15 protein-coding genes are annotated in these 21,436 nt (G+C 70.0%); 10 read left to right on the forward strand and 5 right to left on the reverse strand.

Annotated features, from left to right (window positions below; genetic code table 11):
- The first annotated feature begins 31 nt into the window (after positions 1–31).
- The 3 genes from purB to OID54_RS06475 all read left to right on the forward strand — a co-directional run bounded on the left by purB (position 32) and on the right by OID54_RS06475 (position 3,562).
- Positions 32–1,474, forward strand: a complete 1,443-nt coding sequence (purB, locus tag OID54_RS06465; protein ID WP_329015231.1) for an adenylosuccinate lyase — start codon at positions 32–34, stop codon at positions 1,472–1,474.
- Complete coding sequence (gene mug / locus OID54_RS06470; RefSeq protein WP_329027304.1) at positions 1,471–2,019, forward strand: G/U mismatch-specific DNA glycosylase; 549 nt, start codon at positions 1,471–1,473, stop codon at positions 2,017–2,019. Before purB ends, mug begins: the two co-directional genes overlap by 4 nt.
- Before the next feature lie 385 nt (positions 2,020–2,404).
- Positions 2,405–3,562, forward strand: a complete 1,158-nt coding sequence (locus OID54_RS06475; protein ID WP_329027307.1) for an ROK family transcriptional regulator — start codon at positions 2,405–2,407, stop codon at positions 3,560–3,562.
- Between the two features lie 88 nt (positions 3,563–3,650).
- Here the strand turns inward: OID54_RS06475 and OID54_RS06480 are convergent, their stop codons facing one another.
- Together OID54_RS06480 and sigJ are read right to left on the reverse strand one after the other, a co-directional pair.
- A complete protein-coding gene (locus OID54_RS06480; RefSeq protein WP_329015233.1) occupies positions 3,651–4,415 on the reverse strand; it encodes a GntR family transcriptional regulator in 765 nt (254 codons plus the stop codon).
- 257 nt (positions 4,416–4,672) lie between these two features.
- On the reverse strand, positions 4,673–5,575 hold the full coding sequence (sigJ, locus tag OID54_RS06485; RefSeq protein WP_329015235.1) for an RNA polymerase sigma factor SigJ: 903 nt from the start codon (positions 5,573–5,575) through the stop codon (positions 4,673–4,675).
- Between the two features lie 159 nt (positions 5,576–5,734).
- Between sigJ and OID54_RS06490 the strand changes: the two genes are divergently transcribed.
- On the forward strand, positions 5,735–6,568 hold the full coding sequence (locus tag OID54_RS06490) for an alpha/beta fold hydrolase (RefSeq protein WP_329015238.1): 834 nt from the start codon (positions 5,735–5,737) through the stop codon (positions 6,566–6,568).
- Between the two features lie 61 nt (positions 6,569–6,629).
- Here OID54_RS06490 and OID54_RS06495 read toward each other — a convergent pair whose 3' ends face one another.
- Positions 6,630–7,643, reverse strand: a complete 1,014-nt coding sequence (locus tag OID54_RS06495) for a DMT family transporter (protein ID WP_329015240.1) — start codon at positions 7,641–7,643, stop codon at positions 6,630–6,632.
- Positions 7,644–7,921: 278 nt separating this feature from the next.
- Between OID54_RS06495 and pdxR the strand changes: the two genes are divergently transcribed.
- The 4 genes from pdxR (at position 7,922) to OID54_RS06515 (ending at position 16,302) form a co-directional block, all read left to right on the forward strand.
- On the forward strand, positions 7,922–9,520 hold the full coding sequence (gene pdxR, locus OID54_RS06500) for a MocR-like pyridoxine biosynthesis transcription factor PdxR (protein ID WP_329015242.1): 1,599 nt from the start codon (positions 7,922–7,924) through the stop codon (positions 9,518–9,520).
- 229 nt (positions 9,521–9,749) lie between these two features.
- Positions 9,750–11,156: an SWIM zinc finger family protein gene (locus tag OID54_RS06505; RefSeq protein WP_329015245.1), complete on the forward strand. Its 1,407-nt coding sequence runs from the start codon at positions 9,750–9,752 to the stop codon at positions 11,154–11,156.
- Positions 11,153–14,170, forward strand: a complete 3,018-nt coding sequence (locus OID54_RS06510) for a DUF7824 domain-containing protein (protein ID WP_329015248.1) — start codon at positions 11,153–11,155, stop codon at positions 14,168–14,170. The genes OID54_RS06505 and OID54_RS06510 overlap by 4 nt, the downstream gene beginning before the upstream one ends.
- An 845-nt stretch (positions 14,171–15,015) precedes the next feature.
- The gene (locus tag OID54_RS06515; protein WP_443055758.1) at positions 15,016–16,302 is read left to right on the forward strand and encodes a GNAT family N-acetyltransferase; all 1,287 of its coding nucleotides are present in this window, start codon (positions 15,016–15,018) and stop codon (positions 16,300–16,302) included.
- On the opposite strand, the gene OID54_RS06520 is transcribed toward OID54_RS06515, so the two are convergent.
- Positions 16,214–17,425: a trans-sulfuration enzyme family protein gene (locus tag OID54_RS06520; RefSeq protein WP_329015253.1), complete on the reverse strand. Its 1,212-nt coding sequence runs from the start codon at positions 17,423–17,425 to the stop codon at positions 16,214–16,216. The two genes, OID54_RS06515 and OID54_RS06520, sit on opposite strands and share 89 nt — an antisense overlap.
- Before the next feature lie 59 nt (positions 17,426–17,484).
- Between OID54_RS06520 and OID54_RS06525 the strand changes: the two genes are divergently transcribed.
- Both OID54_RS06525 and OID54_RS06530 read left to right on the forward strand, forming a co-directional pair.
- A complete protein-coding gene (locus OID54_RS06525; RefSeq protein ID WP_329015256.1) occupies positions 17,485–17,985 on the forward strand; it encodes an Lrp/AsnC family transcriptional regulator in 501 nt (166 codons plus the stop codon).
- Between the two features lie 489 nt (positions 17,986–18,474).
- Complete coding sequence (locus OID54_RS06530; protein ID WP_329015260.1) at positions 18,475–20,157, forward strand: DUF885 domain-containing protein; 1,683 nt, start codon at positions 18,475–18,477, stop codon at positions 20,155–20,157.
- A gap of 229 nt (positions 20,158–20,386) precedes the next feature.
- On the opposite strand, the gene OID54_RS06535 is transcribed toward OID54_RS06530, so the two are convergent.
- Complete coding sequence (locus tag OID54_RS06535) at positions 20,387–21,238, reverse strand: SDR family oxidoreductase (RefSeq protein WP_329015262.1); 852 nt, start codon at positions 21,236–21,238, stop codon at positions 20,387–20,389.
- Positions 21,239–21,436 lie beyond the last annotated feature (198 nt).

Genomic DNA, 21,436 nt, shown 5'->3' on the forward strand with positions numbered 1-21,436 from the left:
CCTGCACAAACCGCCAGTAGAATCAGGCCGTGTGACTGCTGTGTCTGCGAAGCCTCGCATCCCCAATGTCCTGGCCGGCCGCTATGCCTCGGTAGAGCTGGCCGCCCTGTGGTCCCCCGAACAGAAGGTGAAGCTGGAGCGTCAGCTCTGGCTCGCCGTGCTGCGCGCCCAGAAGGACCTCGGCATCGAGGTCCCCGACGCGGCTCTGACCGACTACGAACGCGTACTCGACCAAGTCGACCTGGCGTCGATCGCCGAGCGGGAGAAGATCACCCGCCACGATGTGAAGGCGCGGATCGAGGAGTTCAACGACCTCGCCGGCCATGAGCAGGTCCACAAGGGCATGACGTCCCGCGATCTCACCGAGAACGTGGAGCAGCTACAGATCAGGCTCTCACTGGAGCTGATGCGTAACCGCACGGTCGCCGTGCTCGCCCGTCTCGGCAAGCTGTCGGCGGAGTACGCGGAGCTGGTGCTGGCGGGGCGTTCGCACAACGTCGCGGCGCAGGCCACCACGCTCGGCAAGCGCTTCGCCACGGCAGCTGATGAGTTGCTGGCTGCCTACGGACGCCTGGAAGACCTGCTGGAGCGCTATCCGCTGCGCGGGATCAAGGGACCGGTCGGCACCGCACAGGACATGCTCGACCTGCTCGGCGGGGACGCCGCGAAGCTCGCCGACCTGGAGCAGCGGATCGCCGGCCACCTGGGCTTCGCCCAGGCGTTCACCTCGGTCGGCCAGGTCTACCCGCGCTCGCTCGACTACGAGGTGGTCACGGCGCTGGTACAGCTCGCCGCCGCCCCCTCTTCACTGGCCAAGACGATTCGTCTGATGGCCGGGCACGAGTTGGTCACCGAGGGCTTCAAGCCGGGCCAGGTCGGTTCGTCGGCGATGCCGCACAAGATGAACACGCGCTCCTGCGAGCGGGTGAACGGATTGATGGTGATCCTGCGCGGCTACGCCTCAATGACGGGGGAGCTGGCGGGCGACCAGTGGAACGAGGGCGACGTGTCCTGTTCCGTGGTGCGTCGGGTGGCGCTGCCGGACGCCTTCTTCGCCTTCGACGGGCTGTTGGAGACCTTCTTGACCGTGCTGGACGAGTTCGGCGCCTTCCCGGCCGTCATCGCGCGGGAACTCGACCGCTATCTGCCGTTCCTCGCCACGACCAAGGTGCTGATGGGCGCGGTACGGGCCGGGGTGGGCCGGGAGGTCGCCCACGAAGCGATCAAGGAGAACGCCGTGGCCTCGGCACTGGCGATGCGCGAGCAGGGCGCGGAGCGCAATGAGCTCCTCGACAAGCTCGCCGCGGACGAGCGCATCCCGCTGAGCCGTGACGAGCTGGACGCCCTGATGGCGGACAAGCTGTCCTTCACGGGTGCCGCCGCCGACCAGGTGGCCCAAGTGGTCTCGCGCATCGAGGAGATCGTCAAGCGTCACCCGGAGGCCGCGAGCTACACCCCGGGGTCGATCCTCTGACCCCCGACGAGTTGGAGGCCGCCCGCGACCGCGTCATCGATGACGTGGTCGCGGGCGGCCTGTCCGTACTCTTCTGCGGGATCAACCCGGGACTGATGTCAGCGGCGACCGGACATCACTTCGCCCGTCCCGGCAACCGGTTCTGGCCCGTGCTGCACCGATCCGGATTCACTCCCCACCAGTTGCAGCCCGCGCAGCAGCGGGAGTTGCTGACGTACGGACTCGGGATCACCAATGTGGTGGCGCGGGCGACCGCGCGGGCCGACGAGTTGAGCCGTGAGGAGTACGTGGCGGGCGGACGACTGCTGACGGCCAAGGTGGAGCGGTTGGAGCCCCGCTGGCTGGCCGTGGTGGGTGTGATGGCGTACCGGACGGCCTTCGGCGAGCGCGCCGCACAGGTGGGGCCGCAGAAGCGGACGATCGGCGCGACGCGGATCTGGGTGCTTCCCAACCCCAGCGGTCTCAATGCGCACTGGAGCACCGCTGCCATGGCGGAGGAGTACGCCATACTGCGCGAGGCCGCCGAGCCCGGGCCCACGGCCTGAGGCCCCTCTCCCCCTCTCCCCTTCTCCGCTGTCTCCACCGTCTCCACTGCCGTCTTCTCCCTCCCGAGCGACGGCCCCGTACGGGGTGGGCACTTCCTTGGTCGCTCCCGCGTTCTGTGGTGAGGGCGGGCGTTCCGACGCACCGCACCGACAGCGCGCCGGGTGACCGACACCGAAAGTGCGGGCAGGCTCTCGAAGTCGCTGCGCACCGCTTCGGTACGGGCGTCGACCCGCGATAACACCGCCTCGGCCGTCTCCGTTGGTCAGTGAACGAACGCGCTGCGTTGCAGCCTGCGCAGCAATCGTGCACGTCGTTCGACCAACGAGTACGATCCGGCAGACACACGCGCCCGAACTGCACGAGTGAGGGCTGGAAGGACACATGGTGGGGCGGCTGACCGGCGGTGATCCGTCGCTGCTGCGGCGGATCAACTCCGCGGTGGTACTCCATGCTCTGCGAGGCGCGGGCTCTCCGACGCTGACGGATCTCACCCGCGTTACCGGCCTGTCACGGCCGACGGTCGAGGGTGTGATCGAAGGGCTCATCGAGGCGGGACTGGTCGCCGAGTCGGTTCCCGAGGAGGGCGAGGCGCGCCGCCAGGGCAGGCCGGCGAGACGGTTCCGGTTCCGGGTAGAAGCCGGGCACCTCCTGGGCGTCGAAATCGGCCCCCACCGGGTCGCCGCGCTGGTCTCGGGGCTGGACGGCCGCATCATCGGTGCGGGCTCCCGGGAGGTGTCGGAGACGGCGTCCGCGGACGACCGGTTGGACCGGGTGCGGCTGGTGATCGCGGACGTGCTGCGGCGGACGGGGATCGCCCGCACCAGCTTGCGCGCCGTCGGTGTCGGCTCCCCCGGCATCGTTGAAGCTGACGGCACCGTACGGCTGGGCACGGCGCTGCCCGGTTGGACCGGACTGGCGCTCGGGCAGCGGCTCCAGCGTTCGTTCCGCTGCCCGGTGCTCGTGGAGAACGATGCCAACGCCGCGGCAGTCGCCGAGCATTGGAAGGGCTCCGGCAAGGACTCCGACGACATCGTCTTCGTCCTCGCGGGCCTGAGTCCGGGTGCCGGATCGCTGATCGGGGGCCGGCTGCATCGCGGGTTCGGTGGTGCGGCGGGTGAGATCGGGGCCCTGCACCTGTTGGGGCGCGAGGTCTCGCCCGAGAAGCTGCTGTCGCCGACGGACGAACCGTTGCACCCGCTGGACGAGCAGGCGGTGGCCAATGTGTTCGCGCTGGCGCGGCAGGGGGACGTCCGGGCTCAGGCAGCTGTGGAGCGCTTCATCCAGCGACTGGTCCACGATGTGGCGGCACTGGTGCTTGCGCTCGATCCCGAGGTCGTGGTGGTCGGGGGCTGGGCCGCCGGGCTGGACGGGGTGCTGGACCCGCTCCGGGACGAGTTGGCGCGCTACTGCCTTCGACCGCCGCGTGTGACGCTCTCCCTCCTCGGTGAGGCCGCCGTGGCCACGGGCGCGCTCAGGCTGGCGCTCGACCACGTGGAGGAGGAGTTGTTCGCAGTGCAGGGAACGGTGACGGCCCGCCACTGAGCTGATGCTCGGTGCGGCGGGCCGTCAAGGTCCGGCTTGTGTCCCTCGGGGCCGTGTGAGCGGCCCTGAGGGCATGGAATGCGCCTGCTCAGGAAGCGCGGCGCTCCTCCACGGGGTGGCTGATCTCCACATCGCCGGTGTCACCGAAGGTGAGCCGGCAGGTGTCGGCGCGGTAGGTGGCGACGGTCACGGCCGCGGTCCTGCCCTGGGACAGATACCGGGTGGTGACCACCAACACGGGTGCGCCGGGCAGCCGATCGAGTTCCTTGGCGTCGTCAGCGCGGGCCGAACCCAACTCGACCGAACGGTCCTGGCCGTCGAGGTCGAGTCGCTGGAGCTCCCGCAGGACAGCGCGGGCACGGGACGGACCGGACGGCGCGTCTATGGCCGACAGGTCGGGCACGGACGCCACCGGAACGTAGAGCAGTTCCGCGGCGACTGGGTGACCGTGGGAGACCCGCAGTCGGCGCAGGGCATAGGTCTGATCTTCGGTGCCGGTGCCGAGCATGCGGGCGACCGCGGCCGGCGGGATCGCCTTGGCGCAGTCGAAGGACTGCCAGGCGTCCTGGGCCGCGCCCGGCCAAGCCTGGCGGCCGGTCGAGACGTCCACCCCGACGCGCGGCGGCGCGACGGTGGTACCGACTCCGCGGCGACGCTGGAGCCGGCCTTCTAGTTCGAGTTGTTCGAGAGCCTGCCGGAGCGTGGCCCGGGCAACTCCGAAGCGAGCGGCGAGATCACGCTCGTTGGGCAGGACCTCACCCACTGAGAAGTCAGAGTCGAGTGCCTCTCCGATCACGTTCTTCAGGTGCCAGTACTTCGGTTCCGGCACTGATTCCAGCTGCGTGGTCCCCACCCTGATCCTCCGCATTTCGCCGTGTCAGCGGCGGCTTTTCCGCGCCCTTGTTTATTAAAGGTTCCTGCACTATCTCAGCCGACGATAAGGCGACGCGGCACCTTGGTCAAGACCAATCCTGCCTCGCCACACCAGGAAAATCGGCTGCCTTATACAAGCGTTCATGGGGCGTTCGCACCGCGGAACAGTGCGCCTTATGCACACTCCACGCGTTTTCGACTTTTCGGACCATGGCCTCTGACGTGCGAAGCCATGCATCAAAGCGATGTGATCGCGGCGAATTTGTCGGGATTGCGCACGATGTAGATGCACTGGACGAGTCCGTCCGCGATCTCCAGCTGGACGACGGTGTCCGGCTTTCCGGCGGAACGAAGAACGATGCCCGGTGCGCCGTTGATCTCGTTGATCTGATATTCGGCGGCCGGGACCGGCGTCTGCCCGACGGCCAACAGGAAGCGGCCAACCTTGTCTGCGCCCACCATGACCCGCAGCGGCGCCTTGCTCTTGCCCCCACTGTCTCCGACCAGTCGCACGCCGGGTGCCAGCAGGCCCAACAGGTCCTCCAGATCACCTCCGGAGGCGGCTGCGAGGAAGCGCTCGGTGAGGTCGCGACACTCATCGGGATTCGCGCGGTAGCGAGGTTTGCGCTCGTCGACCCGCTGACGGGCCCGGACCGCCAGTTGACGCACGGCCGCCTCGGAGCGATCAAGCGTGTTAGCGATCTCCGCGTGAGGAAAGCCGAACGCCTCACGGAGCACGAACACGGCCCGCTCCAAGGGCGAGAGCGACTCCAAGACCACAAGGACGGCAAAGGAGACCGATTCGGCCAGAATCGTACGTTCGCCAGGGTCGGACGGCGTGGCTGCGAAGTCCGTGACGATCGGTTCAGGGAGCCACGGCCCGACGTACGACTCGCGGCGGGAGCGGATCTGACGGAGCCGGTCGATCGCGAGCCGGGCGGTGATGCGGACGAGATAGGCGCGCGGCTCACGCACCTCAGCGACTGCTGCAGCACCGTCCGCCGCCCGCGCTGACCAGCGCAGCCACGCCTCCTGCACCACGTCCTCTGCGTCCGCCGCCCGACCCAGCATGCGGTAGGCCACGCCGGTCAGGACAGGGCGGTGCTCTTCGAAGACGTCGGTGAGGGTATCGGTCGACACCCACCCATCCCAACCGACCGGGCACCCGGGTGTCCAGCCGGACCCAAAGGCCCCGGCTGGAAGTGTCGGTCCTCTTGAACCAGAAGCTACTGGAGGGTAATCATTGCTGACACCCCGTCTACAGCGCTCACGCAGGGGTGACACGAGGGAGTGGGAGACATGGTCGCAAGTATTTCGTTCTCCGTCGCATCACCTCAGGGCAGCCGAAAACTGTCTGTTTCATATGAAAGGGCGGGAGCGGGAGAACCCCTCCTGCTTCTCCACGGCATAGGACATCACTGGCAGGCATGGGAACCTGTCATGGGCGTTTTGGCCGCCGAACGCGATGTGATCGCCGTTGACCTGCCCGGATTCGGGATCTCCCCACCATTGGCCGGTGGGATTTCTTATGACTTGCCCACCATTGGTGCCGTACTCGGTTCCTTCTGTACCGCGCTGGCCATCGAGCAACCCCATGTCGCGGGCAATTCCCTCGGCGGACTGCTGGCGCTGGAGTTGGGGCGGGGAAAGATCGCCCGTTCGGTCACGGCGCTGTCGCCAGCCGGTTTCTGGAACGAAACCGAACGCAGGTACGCATTCGGCACGCTCAAGGCGATGCGAAGCGCGGCCCGGGCACTGCCGCTGCCCATGATCGAGGGCCTGTCCAAGACGGCGGCCGGGCGCACCGCCCTGACCGGCACCATCTACGCCCGCCCCGGACGGCGTTCACCGGACGCGGTCGTCGCGGAGACCCTGGCGCTGCGCGAGGCCACCGGCTTCCAGCAGACCCTGGCCGCAGGGGGCGGTGTCAGGTTCACGGACGATGTGCCGGACGTGCCCGTGACCATCGCCTGGGGCACCCGGGACCGACTGCTGTTGCGGCGCCAGGGCGTCCGGGCCAAGGGCATCATCCCCGGAGCGCGCCTGGTGCGGTTGCCGGGCTGTGGACACGTACCCATGAACGACGATCCGGCACTGGTCGCCCGGGTGTTGCTCGACGGCAGCAGTCGATGAGCTCGCCCCGGACGGCCGGCGTTCCTGGTGCACCGCGGTCGGGTGCACCAGGAACGGCAGGCTAGCGTCCGGAGCGACCGGTCTCCTTGGGCGGTCCTGCGGTGTCGGTTGTTGATGTCGCTGATATCGCTGGGCCTGCTGGGCCTGCTGGCGCCAGTCCCCTCCGGGCCCGACGGCCGAACACCCCGGACCCCAGCGCCGCGCCGCATCCGACGAGCACTCCACCGGCGGCCTGTGCCGCACCGAAGGTGCCGGCGCCCACAAGTGGCGCCGTCAGTGCCGCGGTCACGGGGATGACACCGGTGAAGAGGGTCGCGCGTTCGGTGCCGATGCGCTGGATGCCCATGTACCAGGTCACAAATCCGATCACGGTGACGATGGCGGCCTGCCAGAGCAGCGCTGCGGCCTCCGCCCCGTCGGGCATCCGGACGAAGCCGGAACCATCCAGTACCAGGCCGATGATGGTGGACTCCACGGCCGCGACGGCGCAGACGCACGCCGTCAGGAGCCGGGGTCCGAGCGGGCGCAGCACCGGAGCGGCGAGGACCGCGAACCCGACTTCCCCGATCAGCGCCGCCACCGACCAGACGATGCCCGCGGTGTCGGTTCGGCCCCACCCTTGAACCGTCAACGCCCCCACCGCCACCAGCAGGGCTCCCCAGAGGACGGGACGGGTGGGGCGTCGACGGTCGACGAGGGGTACCAGGACGGCGACGACCACCGGGGCACACCCCACGAACACACCGGGAACAGCGGGTTCGGCGGTACGTTCCGCAGCCAGGATGGCCAGGTTGAAACCGACCATGCCGACCCCTGCGAGCAGGGCGATGCGTCCCCACTGGCCGGGCCTCAGCGCGGCCACCGGACCGAGTGCCGCCCTACCGCCCAGCAGAGGGAGGAGCAGCAGGAAGGCGAGTGCGTACCGTACGGCTTGACCACCCGCGTACGGATACTCCCCCAGCACGCTGTTGGCGGTGAATGAGGCTCCCACCAGGCAGTAGGCGAAGGAGACGAGGAGTACGCCGCGGAGGGCGTCGGAGTTGGCACGATGCGGTGGTCGGTGGTCCATGGCCATGGCCATGACGCTAGGGAGCCGGGCGGTCCCCTTTAAGGTCCACTTTCCTGGTGTCATCGAGGACCAATTCAGCAGCCCGGATCTCTCGCCGCGGGCCTTGGCGGCAGTTGGTGCTCGATCACGTGGAGGGGAACCATCCGGTGGGCGTACGGCGTTCGGCGATCGGAGGCCACCGCCGCGCGGCGAGCGGACCAGCACGACCCATGGCACGTCATGACAGGTCGTATCAGGCAACGACGGATCATCGACGGCAGACGACATCGAAGGAAGCGGGCGCGATGGCGGAACCCCTTGAAGGCGCGGACCGCCATCGGTCGGCTCCTGCGGGAGGAGGGCCCTGGTCGACCGCTTGGGAACTGCTGCTTCCCGCTACGACGGCACCCGCGCGTCAGCGCGGACGGGCGCTTCAGTCCGCCCTGCGTGAGGCGGTTCGGGCGGGCCGGCTGGCGGCCGGCACCCGTCTGCCCTCCAGCCGGGACCTCGCTGCCGACCTCGGTGTTTCCCGCGGTCTGGTGACCGAGGCGTATGAACAGCTGACGGCCGAGGGATATCTGCGCAGTGACCGGGGTTCGGGCACCTGGGTGGGCGAGGCCGCGCGTGGAGGCGTCCGTTCGGCGCACGCCCCAGCTCCCCGGTCCGTTGCCGCGCAGGTGAACTTCCGGCCGGGCACACCGGACCTCTCCCTCTTTCCGCGGAGCGCGTGGGCGGCGACGCACAAGTCCGTCCTCGCGCGGCTGCCCCACCGGTCCCTCGGCTACCCCGACCCCCGTGGGTTGCCGGCCCTGCGCGAGCAGTTGGCCGCACTCCTGACCCGACGGCGAGGAGTGGTGGCCGACCCTGGCCGTCTGGTGGTGTGCTCCGGCGTCACCCAGGCGACGGCCCTGCTCGGGTCCGTCCTGTACGCCCACGGCCTGCGGAGCATCGGGGTCGAGGACCCGGGGAGTCCCAGTCACGGACCCGTCTTCACCGGCGTCGGCCTGCGGATGGCGGCACTCCCGCTCGATGCCGAGGGACTGTCGATGGGGCCGTTGCGCGCATCGGGCGTGCGCGCGGTGATGACGACACCGGCCCATCAGTTCCCCACCGGGATCGCCTACTCTGCGCGGCGGCGCATCGAACTCCTCGACTGGGCACGTGCCGTGGACGGGTTGATCTTCGAGGACGACTACGACGGCGACTTCCGCTACGACCGGGCCCCCGTCGGTGCGCTCCAGGGCCTCGACCCCGACCGGGTCGCCTACAGCGGCTCGGTCAGCAAGTCGCTGGCGCCGGGGCTGCGGCTCGGTTGGGTCGTCGTACCGCCGCGGCTCCTGGAGGAGGTCGTGGAGCGCAAGCGCACGATGGATCTGGGCAATCCGGCGCTGGACCAGGAAGTGTTGGCAGACTTCGTCGACCGCGGAGACTATGACCGACAGTTGCGCCGCTGCCAGCGGGCCTACCGGGAGCGAAGGGATGCCCTGGTCCGGGCCCTCGACGAGCACTTTCCCGGTACCCGGGTGAGCGGCATCGCCGCCGGGCTGCACATCATCGCGCAGCTGCCGGCACGGTATGGACCCGAGGAAGCGTTCCGGAAGCGGGCGGCGGACGCGGGGGTCGCCGTGCGACTGCTGTCGGACCATCGGATGACCGGCGGCGATGTGCAGACCACGGACGGGGCAGGGATGGCGGCTGCCCGATTGCCGACCGAGCCCGCGGACGGCACGGTGAGCGCCGCGGGCGAGGCGGGCATGTCGGACGTGGCGGGCGGGATGGCAGTGCTGGACACAGCGAGTGGGTCTGGGGATGGGGGCGTGGACCTGGTGTTGGGGTACGCCCATCTCAGCCCGGCCGAGATCGCCCGGGGCGTGGGGTTTTTGGCACGGGCCGGCACACCCTGAGCAAGCGGAGATAACACCGCGCGCCGGGCCCTTGCCCGCTTCGATGTCGCTGATGGGCGATGGGTCGGCCGTCATGACGTGGGGCGCCCCATCGACGCACACCCGCCCTGTGGATAACGTCGGTTGGTGCCGTTGACCAGGGACTCTTCCGCCGTCGCAGCCTGTCAGATGCACCCCGGCACCGCTCGTGGCGGATCGAATGTCAGTGCCTGCGCCTACGGTCTTTTGCATGACGCGATCCATGCAGGCACTCGCCTACGCACGCCCGTCCACCCTTGAGTCATCGGCCGACGGACCCCTCCTCGGGCTGGAGACTTCGGGGGGCCTGACACCCGTCGGCGCACAAGCGCACCCCCACTTCTTCTCGGGCTTCTTGACCTCGCCCCACACCGCGGCGCGTGGTCTGTTGGCGGTCGCGGACGTGGCAGCCGCCCGCTATGTGGACCCCACGCCTCGCCCCCTGCTGGATCCCGTGGTGACCGGCAACGGCGATCGTTTGCGGTTTGAGTCCTTCTCGGGGTGTTGTGGGGTCTACGCCCGGCTGGACGTGTTGAGCGCGGGGTTGGACGGCAGGGAGACCGGGCGGGGCACCACCAACGTGGACGTCAACAATCCGTTGCGCGATGCCCTGTCCCGCATGACCGGTGACAGTCCGCTCCATCTGCGGGTGGGTCCGGAAGAGTTGGCCGTCACCACGCTCGACGGATCGGTGGTGGAGAAGAAGGTACCGCTGCCGGACCGTTGGCTGCGGGGGTTCGCCGAGGCCCAGGTGGCGACCGCGGGCTTCGATCTGCGAGCAGAGCTGTCCGCGACGGAGGCCGTGCGTTTTCTGCGCTCGCTGCCCACGTCGACGGGTCGGGCTTCCCTGGGCGCGAAGTGGGTGGTGCCGGCCGGCAAGACCCTGCGGCCGACCACGCGTCCGGTGGCCGGCGCGGTCTGTCTGCCGGGGCCGGAGCGGCTGACGGCGCTGCGCCGGGTCCTGCGCCACGCGATCGCCCTGCGCGTGTACGGGCCGGCGACGCCCGGCGGCTCGAACTCCCCCACCTCGACGGCATGGGAGGTGGTGCTGCCCGGTATGCGGCTGACGCTCACCCTTTCGCCCGACACCCGTAGGGGATTCTCCGGCGAGGGCGGGGTGCTCGAAGCCCTGGCCACCGAGGAGGCGGCCCAGGACGCCGAGTTGATCTCGGTGTTGCTCGCCTGGGAGCCGACCATCGATCCCGCGGATCTGGCGAGCCGCTCCGGTCTGTCGGTGGCCCGGGTACGAGCGGCCCTGGTGCGGCTGGGAACCGCCGGACGGGTGGGCTACGACGTGGCTGACGCGGCGTACTTCCACCGCGAACTCCCCTATGACGCGGACCGGGCCGAGCGGCACAACCCGCGTCTGGTGGCGGCCCGGAAGCTGGTGTCGTCCCGGGCCGTCGCCCTACATGCCGAAGGCGCGTCGGTGACCTCCGGCGAACGGGTGTACCAGGTGCGCGAGGAGGACGGACGGCTGCGGTGCACCTGCGCCTGGTGGTCCGACCACCTGGGCCAGAGAGGGCCGTGCAAACACGCCCTGGCCGTACGTATCACCCGACGCGAGGCCACCGTCTCCGCCACCGCCGATCACCCGGTGTCAGGAGCTGCCCGATGAACACACTCCTGGAAGCCGTGCGCGCGGGACACCCCACGAAGGTCCCGACGTTGCTGAAGCGCTTGGGTCCCGCCGAGCGGAAGACGATGCTGACCGAGCTCAAGACCCTGCGCAACGAGTTGCGCCAGGGCGATCCGAGCCGCTGGCCCAGTTGGCGGGAGCGCAACGACGTGGGGGCCGCCCTGTTGGTTGCGGGCGCAGGCTGCCACACCGGAGCGGCAGCCGCTGCCCTCTGGTTGGGGTCCAGGGATCTGCGCACCGGGTCCGGCACGCCCCGTGATGCGCTCGTCGAGGTGCTCAAGGAGCGGGACGCCGACTGGCTCGGGGACGTTGCCCACCGGCTGGCCGCACGTGCCTCCACCGCCGAAGAGGACTACTGGCTGATCCGCCGCCTGGTGGATCTAGCCGGCTGCCCGGTGCCTGTCACCGACGGCTATGTGTACGGCTGGATCAACGAGTTGAGCCGTATGCGATCCGGCACGCTCCATCGACTGCGTCAACGGCTCACCGAGGACCCGCAGACGCCGATCCTGGTGCCTCGGCTCTTCGAAACCCCGCAACTGCCCGGCCCACTCGCCTGGTACGCGGACCCTGATACGCCCGCCCACTGGCCCTCGGTGCTCGTCGGCCTCACCGAGGACGGGGTGGTGGAACGCGCGGTGGTGGTGGACGCCTGTGTCGCCCGACTCCTGCGCGGCGGCAAACCGGGTGACCTGCGCTTCTTCCTGGCCCTGCTGCGGCGGCTGGAGCTGACCGGACACGAGGAAGCGGCCCGTGTTCCCGACTGGCTGGGCATGGCCGCCGACGGCCCGACCTCCGTCGCGACGGTTGCTCAGGGCGTGCTCGCCCGGCTCGCCGAGAGCGGGGCACTGTCGACGTCGGCCCTCGCCGAAATGTCTGGCGCCGTTCTCTTTCGCACCGAGAAGAAGTTGGTCACGGCTCAACTGTCGCTGCTGGGGAAGGTGTTGCGGTCGCACACCCAGCTCAGGAAGAAGCCCGGCACCAAGAGCGCAACGCCCACAACAGACGCGACCGGCGCGACCGACGCAACGAACGCAGTGAACAGAGAGCGTGCGGAGAGTTCGGCGGCTGTTCGTGAACTCCTGCCGGTGGTCGCCGAAGCCTTCGGCCATGACGACGTCATCATCCAGGGGCGGGCGCTGAAAGTGGTGTCACGTCATCTGCTGCCGGCGGACGACGACCTTCGGAAGGAACTGGCCGCGTCGGCATCGCTCCTGAGCCCGGTCCACCATGCGGCGGCGGCAGATCTGTTCGGCGCGGTGACGGTGGCGACGGACCCGAGCACCCATGAGGAGCTCCTGCCCGCCGTACCCGAGCCGATCAGGCTCGCTCCCCCGGCCACATCGGTCGCCGAACTCGTGGCGGAGCTCTCGGTGGTACGAGGAGGCACCACGGACCCCTCTGCGTTCGAACGGGCGCTGGACGGTCTGGTCCGCCTCGCGCACCGCGAGCCGGAGGCACTGGTCACCGAACTGCGCAGCGCCATGGCGAACCGCTGGTGGTTGCAGTCGCACCTCTCCCGGTTCGCCGATCTCGACGCCCACTTCGAGCGGGGCGTCCACGCGGTGGACGTGGTCGCCGCCGCCTTGCTGGGACGGATCTCCGACCGGGCGATCCGCCAGGTCCAGAACAAGGCACCCACCCAGTCCGGGTGCCCGCACAGCGGTATGGCGGCGATCACCAGGGCACGGCTCTGGGAGGCGGCCCAGCTGGTCAGGAATCGATCCGTGCCGTTCCTCCTGTCGACGCCGACATGGGAGAACGGAGTCCTCGACCCCGCCGTTCTGGTGGAGCGCCTGAGGGAGTACGGCCGGCTCGGTGTCGAGCCTGCACCGGCGGACTTCGCCCAGGCGCTGCTGCGGGTCGCCTCGGACGACGGCGAGTGGGACCCGGGTGTGGCGGCCGAGGCCGCAGCAGGACTGGGCACGGAAGAGGGCGACCGGCTCGCGCTCTGGCTCATGGGCGGCGGTCCCTTTCTGGCTGCCCTGCACCCGGGGCAGGAGGAGGATCGGGAGCCGGCCGAATCGGACTCCGAGGACAGTCTTCTGCGGCATCCGGCACGGGCGACGCGGCGGCTGCTGGACCGGGCGCGGGCCCGGCGGGCGATCCAGCGGGAGTTCCCCGCCGGATTCCACTGGCTGAGCCGACAGGTCGATCCCCGGCACCGCCACGACTACAGGTGCCTCATGTACTACGGCAATTGGCAGAGCGTGGTGCCGCACTGGCCCACCGTCGTACCGCACCACCGCGAAGCACTGGCAAGCTGGCTGTTGCCGGGGCTGCTGGAGACCATGGTGGCCGACATCCATGACAGCGATCTGCGTGGTGGCGCCTGGTGCCTGCCACGGCTGGCCGAGGGCGCGGCCCCGAGCGGGCCCGCCGGGCAGGCGATGCACCGGGCGATCGCGGCGGGCCTTGGGGTGCGGGTCGCCGACGACCGACTGGCCGCGGTGGATGCATTGTTGGTGACCGCGGCCCGTGGCCAGTTGGACCCTGCTCTCCTGGGGCGTGAGCTGGGCGAGTTGGTTGCCCACGGCCATGTGAAGCCCACCCGCATCACCGACGCCCTGGCCACGGCCGCAGCCACGGGTGCGCATCGCACGGTCTGGTCGGTGCTCGCCGGCGCACTGCCCGAGCTGCTTGGTTCACCGAAGGCGGCACGGGCCGTGGGGGGCCTCCTCGCGGTCGCCGCGGACTGCGTGGAGCAGTGCGGTCCGCGCCTCATAACCGTGAGGGTGGGGGTCGCCCAGGAGCCGGCCATCGGGCCGATGGAGGCCGACCGCGGTGTCGAGGGACCGACGGGCCTCGACCCCCTGGACATGTCGGGTGCCAATTCGCCATCCCGGTCCGGAGCGGCACAGGCGACGCTGGTGCGGCCGACACACACTGCGCAGGCGGAGGGCGGGATACCGGGGCTGGCCGAGCTGGCGCGCCGCGGAGGTTCGTCCCAAGCGGTCACCCAGGCGGCGCGGCTGCTGGCGGCGCTGCGGTAGGGACACCCCCACGGTAGGACGCCACCGCCCGTGCCCATGGTGGTGTGAAGGCCGTGCGCAAGCCGGTCAGGCCCCTCGCGACAGGGCGGTAGGGCAGCACGGCAGACGGTAGGGCGCCCGGCGTACGGTGGCGCCGCCCTGGGCCCATGCCACAGGGTCAGCAGCGGACTCGATCAAGCCCTCTCGCACCACTCTTTACCCATCGGTCACACAGCGTTCGTGGCTGGGCAATACGGCTCGGAGAGGGTGGATGCATGACCGAGACGATGTCCGCGCAACGCACCCGCCGTCCGCGCCAGTGGCGGCGGAGTCTCTTCGGTCCATCTGCCGCCTTCGCTGCGGTGACGGCGGTACTCCTGCTGACCGTCAACGGCGCGATGACCCGTCACGCCACAACAGACCCCGGCGCCATGGGTGGCGCCGACGCCGGCCGTACCGCGGGGATCCACGGTGGCGACCTGACCACCCGCGGCACCTCGGGGGCGCTGGGTTCGGCACCGGCTTTCCCGGAGCCCTCGACGACCGCGGCGGTGACGATCGCCGTGGTCAGTACCGGTGTGCTTCTGCTCTGGTGGCTCGGCTGGTCCCGCCGTCGGTCCATTGGCCGCGGTGCGTCCCCGACCACCACACCGATCATCGTCACGCGCTCCGGCTCCACCCCCAGTACGAGCGGACCGACCGCGCCCCCCGGTACACCGCCGGCAGGTCCGGCCCCGTCGAAGGGCGCTACAGCCGACGACACGACCTTGGATCGCACCGAAGAGGGATCTCGCCCCGGCCAGAGCGGTACCCGCCGCGAAGAGCCCTCCGCACGGAAACCCGTACGGACGGACGGGCAGGCGGACCTGCGGGCAGATGCGCGGGAGAACCCATCGGCGGATGTGCGGAAGAGCGCGCGGACGGCGGGGAGCGCCCGTTGCGTCCAGGACATCGACACCGGAATGCGTCTCGCCCCGTCAACCTCGGATGTACCCGACCTTGCCTCTCCAGCGGCCGGCACGGTACCGGAGCAACCGGAGACGACGCTCTGGCGGATGCGTACCACCGTGCAGGACACACCCGGCTCACTCGCCGCCCTCTGCACCGCCCTGGCGGGGTTGCGCGTCGATATCCTCACCCTCCAGACACACCCCCTCACCGATGGGACGGTGGACGAGTTCCTGCTCCGCGCCCCGGTCGCCCTGGAGGCACAACATCTGACCCGGGAGATCGCCCGCGCGGGCGGTCGTGACATCTGGACCGAGCGCGCCGACGCGCATGACGTGGTCGACACGCCCACCCGGGTCCTCGCGCTCGCCGCCCGTACCGCCGTGGACTCCGCGGCGCTCCCCCTGTCCCTGCGACGGCTGCTGGGCCGGTGCACGATCAGGTCCCGGCCCGCGGTCTCCGCGTCAGGCCACCGCGCCCGTGACCTCCCGCCCGTCGAGGGCGTCCTGGACGGCACGGTGATGCGGTTGAGAGACGGCGAAGGCGGCGCGATCACGGTGGAACGCCCATATCTGGCCTTCACCCCGACCGAGTTCGCCCGGGCACGGGCCCTCGTGGAGTTGGACGCCGTGCTCGGATTGCGCATTCCCCGGGGCCAGGACGTCTGGACGCTCGCCGAGGGCGAGGAGATCGTCGTGGGCCGAGCCGGTCTCTCGGACGTGTCCGAGGCGACGGCACTGCACGAGCGGTGCTCCGACCGGGCCCTACGGCAGCGCTACCACGGCCCGGTCGGCGATGCCCACCGCTATCTCAACCATCTGCTCGATCCGCGTTTCGGACAGACTCTCGCCGCCAGAACGCCTTCGGGACGCATGGTCGCCCTGGGGCACCTCCTGTGGGACGGGGACGAGACCGAGGTGGCGCTGCTCGTCGAGGACGACTGGCAGCGCCGGGGCATCGGCGCCGAACTGCTGCGTCGACTCCTCGCACTGGCCCGGGAGACCCGCTGCCGGAGCGTGTACGCGGTGACCCGGTCGTCGAACACCGGGATGGTCTCCGCCATGCGGGGCCTCGGATTGCCGCTCGACTACCAGTTGGAGGAAGGCACCCTGGTGATCACCGCGCGCCTTGAGGTGACGTCAACAGCGTCCCGTTCATCGGCCGCTCTTCCCGGCGCGCCGGCTGGGCACCGAGGGCCTGGCTGAGGTCGCTCCAGAGGTCGTCGACGTCCTCAAGTCCCACCGACAGCCGTAGCAGTCGGTCGCTGACGCCCGCCGAGTGGCGATCGGTCTCGGCGACGATGCGATGGCTGATGGAGGCAGGATGCTGGATCAAGGTGTCCACGCTGCCGAGGCTGACCGCCGGTGTGATCAGCCGGACGGCTGCGATGACGTCCCTGGGGTCACCGTGGACCTCGAAGGAGACCATGCCACCGCCGAGTCGTGGATAGTGGACCGCGGTCACTCGCGGATCGCAGCCGAGCCGTCGGGCGAGTTCGGCGGCCGAGGCGGAAGCCGCTGCCACACGTATAGGCAAGGTGGCCAGCCCCCGCAGCAGCAGATAGCCCGCCATCGGGTGCAGAACGCCCCCGGTCGCGAACCGCACCTGCCTCAGTCGGCCCGCGAACTCCTCGTCGCACGCCACCACCCCGCCCAGCACATCGCCGTGTCCGCCGAGGTACTTGGTCGCACTGTGCAGGACGATCTGGGCGCCGAACTCCAGGGGCCGTTGGAGTACGGGGGTGGCAAAGGTGTTGTCGACGAGCAGGGGGACCGCACCACAGGCGTGCCGGACCGCCGCGAGATCGACTTCCGCGAGCGTGGGATTGGCCGGGGTCTCCACCATCACCAGACCGGTGTCGGGTCGGATCGCCGCCGCGATGCCAGCCGGATCCGTCCAGGTGACCTCGGTGCCCAACAGGCCCGCGGCGAGGAGGTGGTCACTGCATCCATAGAGCGGGCGCACCGCCACCACGTGCCTGAGTCCCATACTGGCGCGCACCAGCAGTACCGCGGTGAGCGCCGCCATTCCGCTGGCGAACGCCACCGCGTCCTGGGCGCCTTCGAGCCGGGCGAGCGCAGTCTCGAACCGGGCCGTCGTCGGATTGTCGAGCCGTGCGTAGACGGGCGGACCCTCCAGCCGGGCACCGGTGGTGGCGAAGGCGTCGATCCGCTCTGCTTCCTGAGCCGCGTCGTAGGACGGGTAGGTCGTGGACAGATCCAGTGGAGGTGCGTGCAGGCCGAGCTGTGCGAGGTCCTCGCGTCCGGCATGGACTGCTTCGGTGGCCAGGGCCCGGGGTGTCGGGGCGGCGAAGGCTGAGTTCTCCATGACCGCAGGGTGAACACTTACCGGGAAGTTCGGGCATGATCCCGTGCTACGTTCGGCCAATGGCCGAATCTATCGCTCTTGATCCGGTGGATCTCCGCATACTTCGCCTCCTACAGAACGATGCACGGACCACCTATCGCGATCTCGCGGCGGACGTGGGCATCGCCGCATCCACGTGTCTCGACCGCGTGGCCAGGCTGCGCCGTTCGGGCGTGATCCTTGGCCATCGTCTGGCACTCGACCCGGCCCGGCTCGGCCGCGGGCTCCAAGCGCTGCTCTCCGTACAGGTGCGCCCGCACCGTCGCGAGTTGATCAGTACGTTCGTGGAACGCATCCGCGCGCTACCCGAGTCCAGGGCGCTGTTCCATCTGACCGGCCCGGATGACTATCTCGTTCATGTGGCCGTGGCGGACACCGCGGATCTCCAGCGGCTGGTGATCGACGAGTTCACCTCGCGCCCCGAGGTGGCACGGGTGGAGACCCGGTTGATCTTCCAGCAGTGGGAGTGCGGGCCGCTGCTACCGCCGGACCGCAGGGATCAGCCGGCCCAGACCCACTGAGCAGGGCCAGCAGTCCGTGCGAGGGGCGTGGCCCGCATAGGCAGATCCGCCCTTCACCCGCCATGACGGAGAGTAGCCATGGGGAGAGCGGCGGAGCGCTGAGAGCCGTACCCATAGCGGGCACCTCCACGGCCGCGCCCCTATCGCCGCCCCTCGAAGGACCGCCGGTCCAACACATGCCCTGGGCGACCGAGCGGACACCCAGATCGCGCCGGGACCGACCGCCACAGACCGTCGGGAACCGCCCGGATTCCCCAGCTCGTGGCAGCCGAATCCCAGCCGAATCGCGTCCAGATGAGCCCCCGGCGACCCCTTCGAGCGGGCGTCAGGTAAGCATGTCGACTGTGACCGCTGATCGACCTTTCGGCCCGTTACCCACGACCGCTGACCGACCGCTGGCCGGTCAGTAGCGAAGGAATGGCCGGTCAGCGACACTCCCGCGGCCAGACGATGGTGACGCGGACCCCCCACTCGTATGAGGATGTGTGCATGTCAGTAACCCCCAGCAGCCCGCTGCCCCGTCAGGTCGCCGACGCATACGTCGACGCCCTCATCGAACTGGACCCGACCGTCGGCACCTATCTGGGAGTCAAGGAGAGTTCGCCGTTCCTGCCCGACTACTCACCCGAGGGTCAGCAGGGATTCATCGAGCTCGCCCGACGGACCCTGGCCGAGCTTGACGACGCCGAGAAGCTGCCGGGTGCCCAAAGCGACGCCGAACGGCGCTGTGGTCGACTGCTGCGCGAGCGACTGACGGCCGACCTGGGTGTTCGCGAGTCCGATGAAGGACTGCGCACAGTGAGCAACCTCCGCTCCCCGGTCCACGAGGTCCGTGAGGTGTTCACGGTCACCCCGGCGCACACCGAGGAGGACTGGGCAGCGATCGCCCGCCGCCTGCGGGCGGTGCCGAGCGCATTCGAGGGGTACCGCACCTCGCTGCAACTGGGGCTGGAGCGGAAGCTACCGGCCGGCCCGCGGGCGACGGCGACGATGATCGACCAACTGACGGAGTGGATCGGGACGGACAGCAGTTGGTTCGAGGACTTCGTCGCGGACGGCCCCACGGCGCAGCGCGAGGACCTCGCGTCCGCCGCCCGCAGCGCCACGGATGCCCTGACCGCCCTGCGGGACTGGATGCGCGATGTGTACGCGCCCGCCGTCGCCGATGCTCCCGACACCGTGGGCCGTGAACGGTACGCCCGCTGGTCCCGCTACTTCAACGGCACCGAGCTGGACCTCGACGAGGCGTACGCCTACGGCTGGTCGGAGTACCACCGTCTGCTCACGGAGATGACGACCGAAGCGGAGAAGATCCTTCCGGGTGCCGGCCCGTGGGAGGCCCTTGCCCACCTCGATGAGCACGGGGAGCACATCGAAGGCGTCGAGGAGGTGCGCAGCTGGCTCCAGGGATTGATGGACGAGGCCATCGACGCCCTGGACGGCACCCACTTCGAACTCGCCGAGCAGGTCCGCAAGGTGGAGTCGCGCATCGCACCCGCGGGCAGTGCAGCAGCCCCTTACTACACCGCGCCGTCCGAGGACTTCTCGCGGCCGGGCCAGACCTGGCTGCCGACCATGGGCGCCACCCGCTTCCCCGTGTACGACCTGGTGACCACCTGGTACCACGAGGGCGTCCCGGGTCATCACCTCCAGTTGGCGCAGTGGACGCACGTCGCCGACCAGTTGTCCCGCTACCAGGCCACCATCGGCGGGGTCAGTGCCAACATCGAGGGGTGGGCGCTGTACGCCGAGCGGCTCATGGACGAACTCGGCTTCCTCCCTGACCCCGAACGGCGCCTCGGCTATCTGGACGCGCAGATGATGCGCGCCTGCCGGGTGATCGTCGACATCGGCATGCACCTGGAGCTGGAGATCCCGGGGGATTCGCCGTTCCACCCGGGCGAGAGGTGGACCCCCGCTCTGGCGCAGGAGTTCTTCGGCCGGCACAGCGGGCGTCCCGCGGACTTCGTGGAGAGCGAACTGACCCGCTATCTGTCCGTCCCGGCCCAGGCGATCGGCTACAAACTCGGCGAGCGGGCCTGGTTGCTCGGTCGGGAGAAGGCACGGGAGGCCCACGGCGAGTCCTTCGACGCCAAGGCGTGGCACATGGCGGCCCTGTCCCAGGGGTCGCTGGGGCTGGACGATCTGGTGGACGAACTGTCGCGCCTCTAGGTCGTGGCTGACGAACGCTGCTGCCGGGATCCGGGGCGAACCCCGGTCCCGGCAGCACACTCGAACCCCGGCACCGGGACCGGTGCCGGCAGTCCGCCGAACTCGGTGGCGTAGGGCAGCTCCGTGCCCGACGGTTCTTCCGTACGGCGACGGCGACGCGTGCGGTCGTTCCCCCGGCTCGGGGCCGCGGGTGCCCGCGCTCCGGAGCTCGCGTGACAGCTTCACGCCATCAGCGCCGGAAGCCGCCCTCGGAGTCGATGACCTGACCGGTGATCCACTCCGCCTCATCGGTGGCCAGCCACGCGATCAGTCGGGCGGGATCGTCCGGCATGCCCCAACGGCCGGCGGGGAACCGCTCCTCCACGTTCCGGTACTCCTCTCCGACCAGGTAGTCGGTGTCCACCGGACCAGGATTGACCGTGTTGACCGTCACCGCCAGATCGGCGAGGCCGGATGCGAGCGAACGGGTCACCGAGGCCAACGCACCCTTGGCGAGGGCGTAGGCGATCTCGTGCGGCATTCCCCCCGCGATGTCCTGTCCTGAGGTCATCATCACCACCCGCCCACCGGGGGTGACGGCCGACGCGGTGGTGCGCATCCGGGCGTACGCCTGGACCAGCAGCAGCACCGAGCGGGTGTCGATCGCCCAGTGGGCGTCGAGCATCGCCGCATCGATCTCGTCCAGCGTGCCGTCATGGCCGCTGAGGGCGTGATTGGCCACGAGGATGTCGATGGTCCCGCCGAGGGCTTCGCCAGCGGCAGCGATCAGTGCGGCTGGTGCCGCCGGGTCGGCCAGATCCGCCGGGCCGTGACACACGCGGGCCGCGGGATCACCCAGGGCTTCCCTAACGCCAGCCGCCACGGCCTCAGGGCCGCCCGGATCAGCTCCCCAGGATTGGGAGGCGTCGTGCGGGATGTGGTGGTGGAGGTAGACGCTCGCCCCCAGCGCGGCCAGTCGACGCCCCACGGCGTAGCCGATGCCACCCCGTCTGCTCGCACCGGTGACCAGGGCGGTACGCCCCCGCAGGGGCAGGGGGTCGCGACGGAGGGAGGCGGTCTGCGGAGGTGGGTACTTGGGCATGGCACCCCATCCTGCGCGAGCCCGACGGCGTTGTCGCGCGAAATACCGCCCGCGGGCCGGCCGGCACCTGCCGCCCGGCCCGCCGACCTCTCTCGACGCCCCCCTCGACGCCCCCCTCGACGCCGGACCAACGCGGGTCGATGCGCTGCGGTTACCGTGCCGTCCAGTGCGGTTGCCGTGTCGTGCAGTGCCGGGGAC

It is taken from the genome of Streptomyces sp. NBC_00690 (genome assembly GCF_036226685.1).
Lineage (GTDB): Bacteria > Actinomycetota > Actinomycetes > Streptomycetales > Streptomycetaceae > Streptomyces.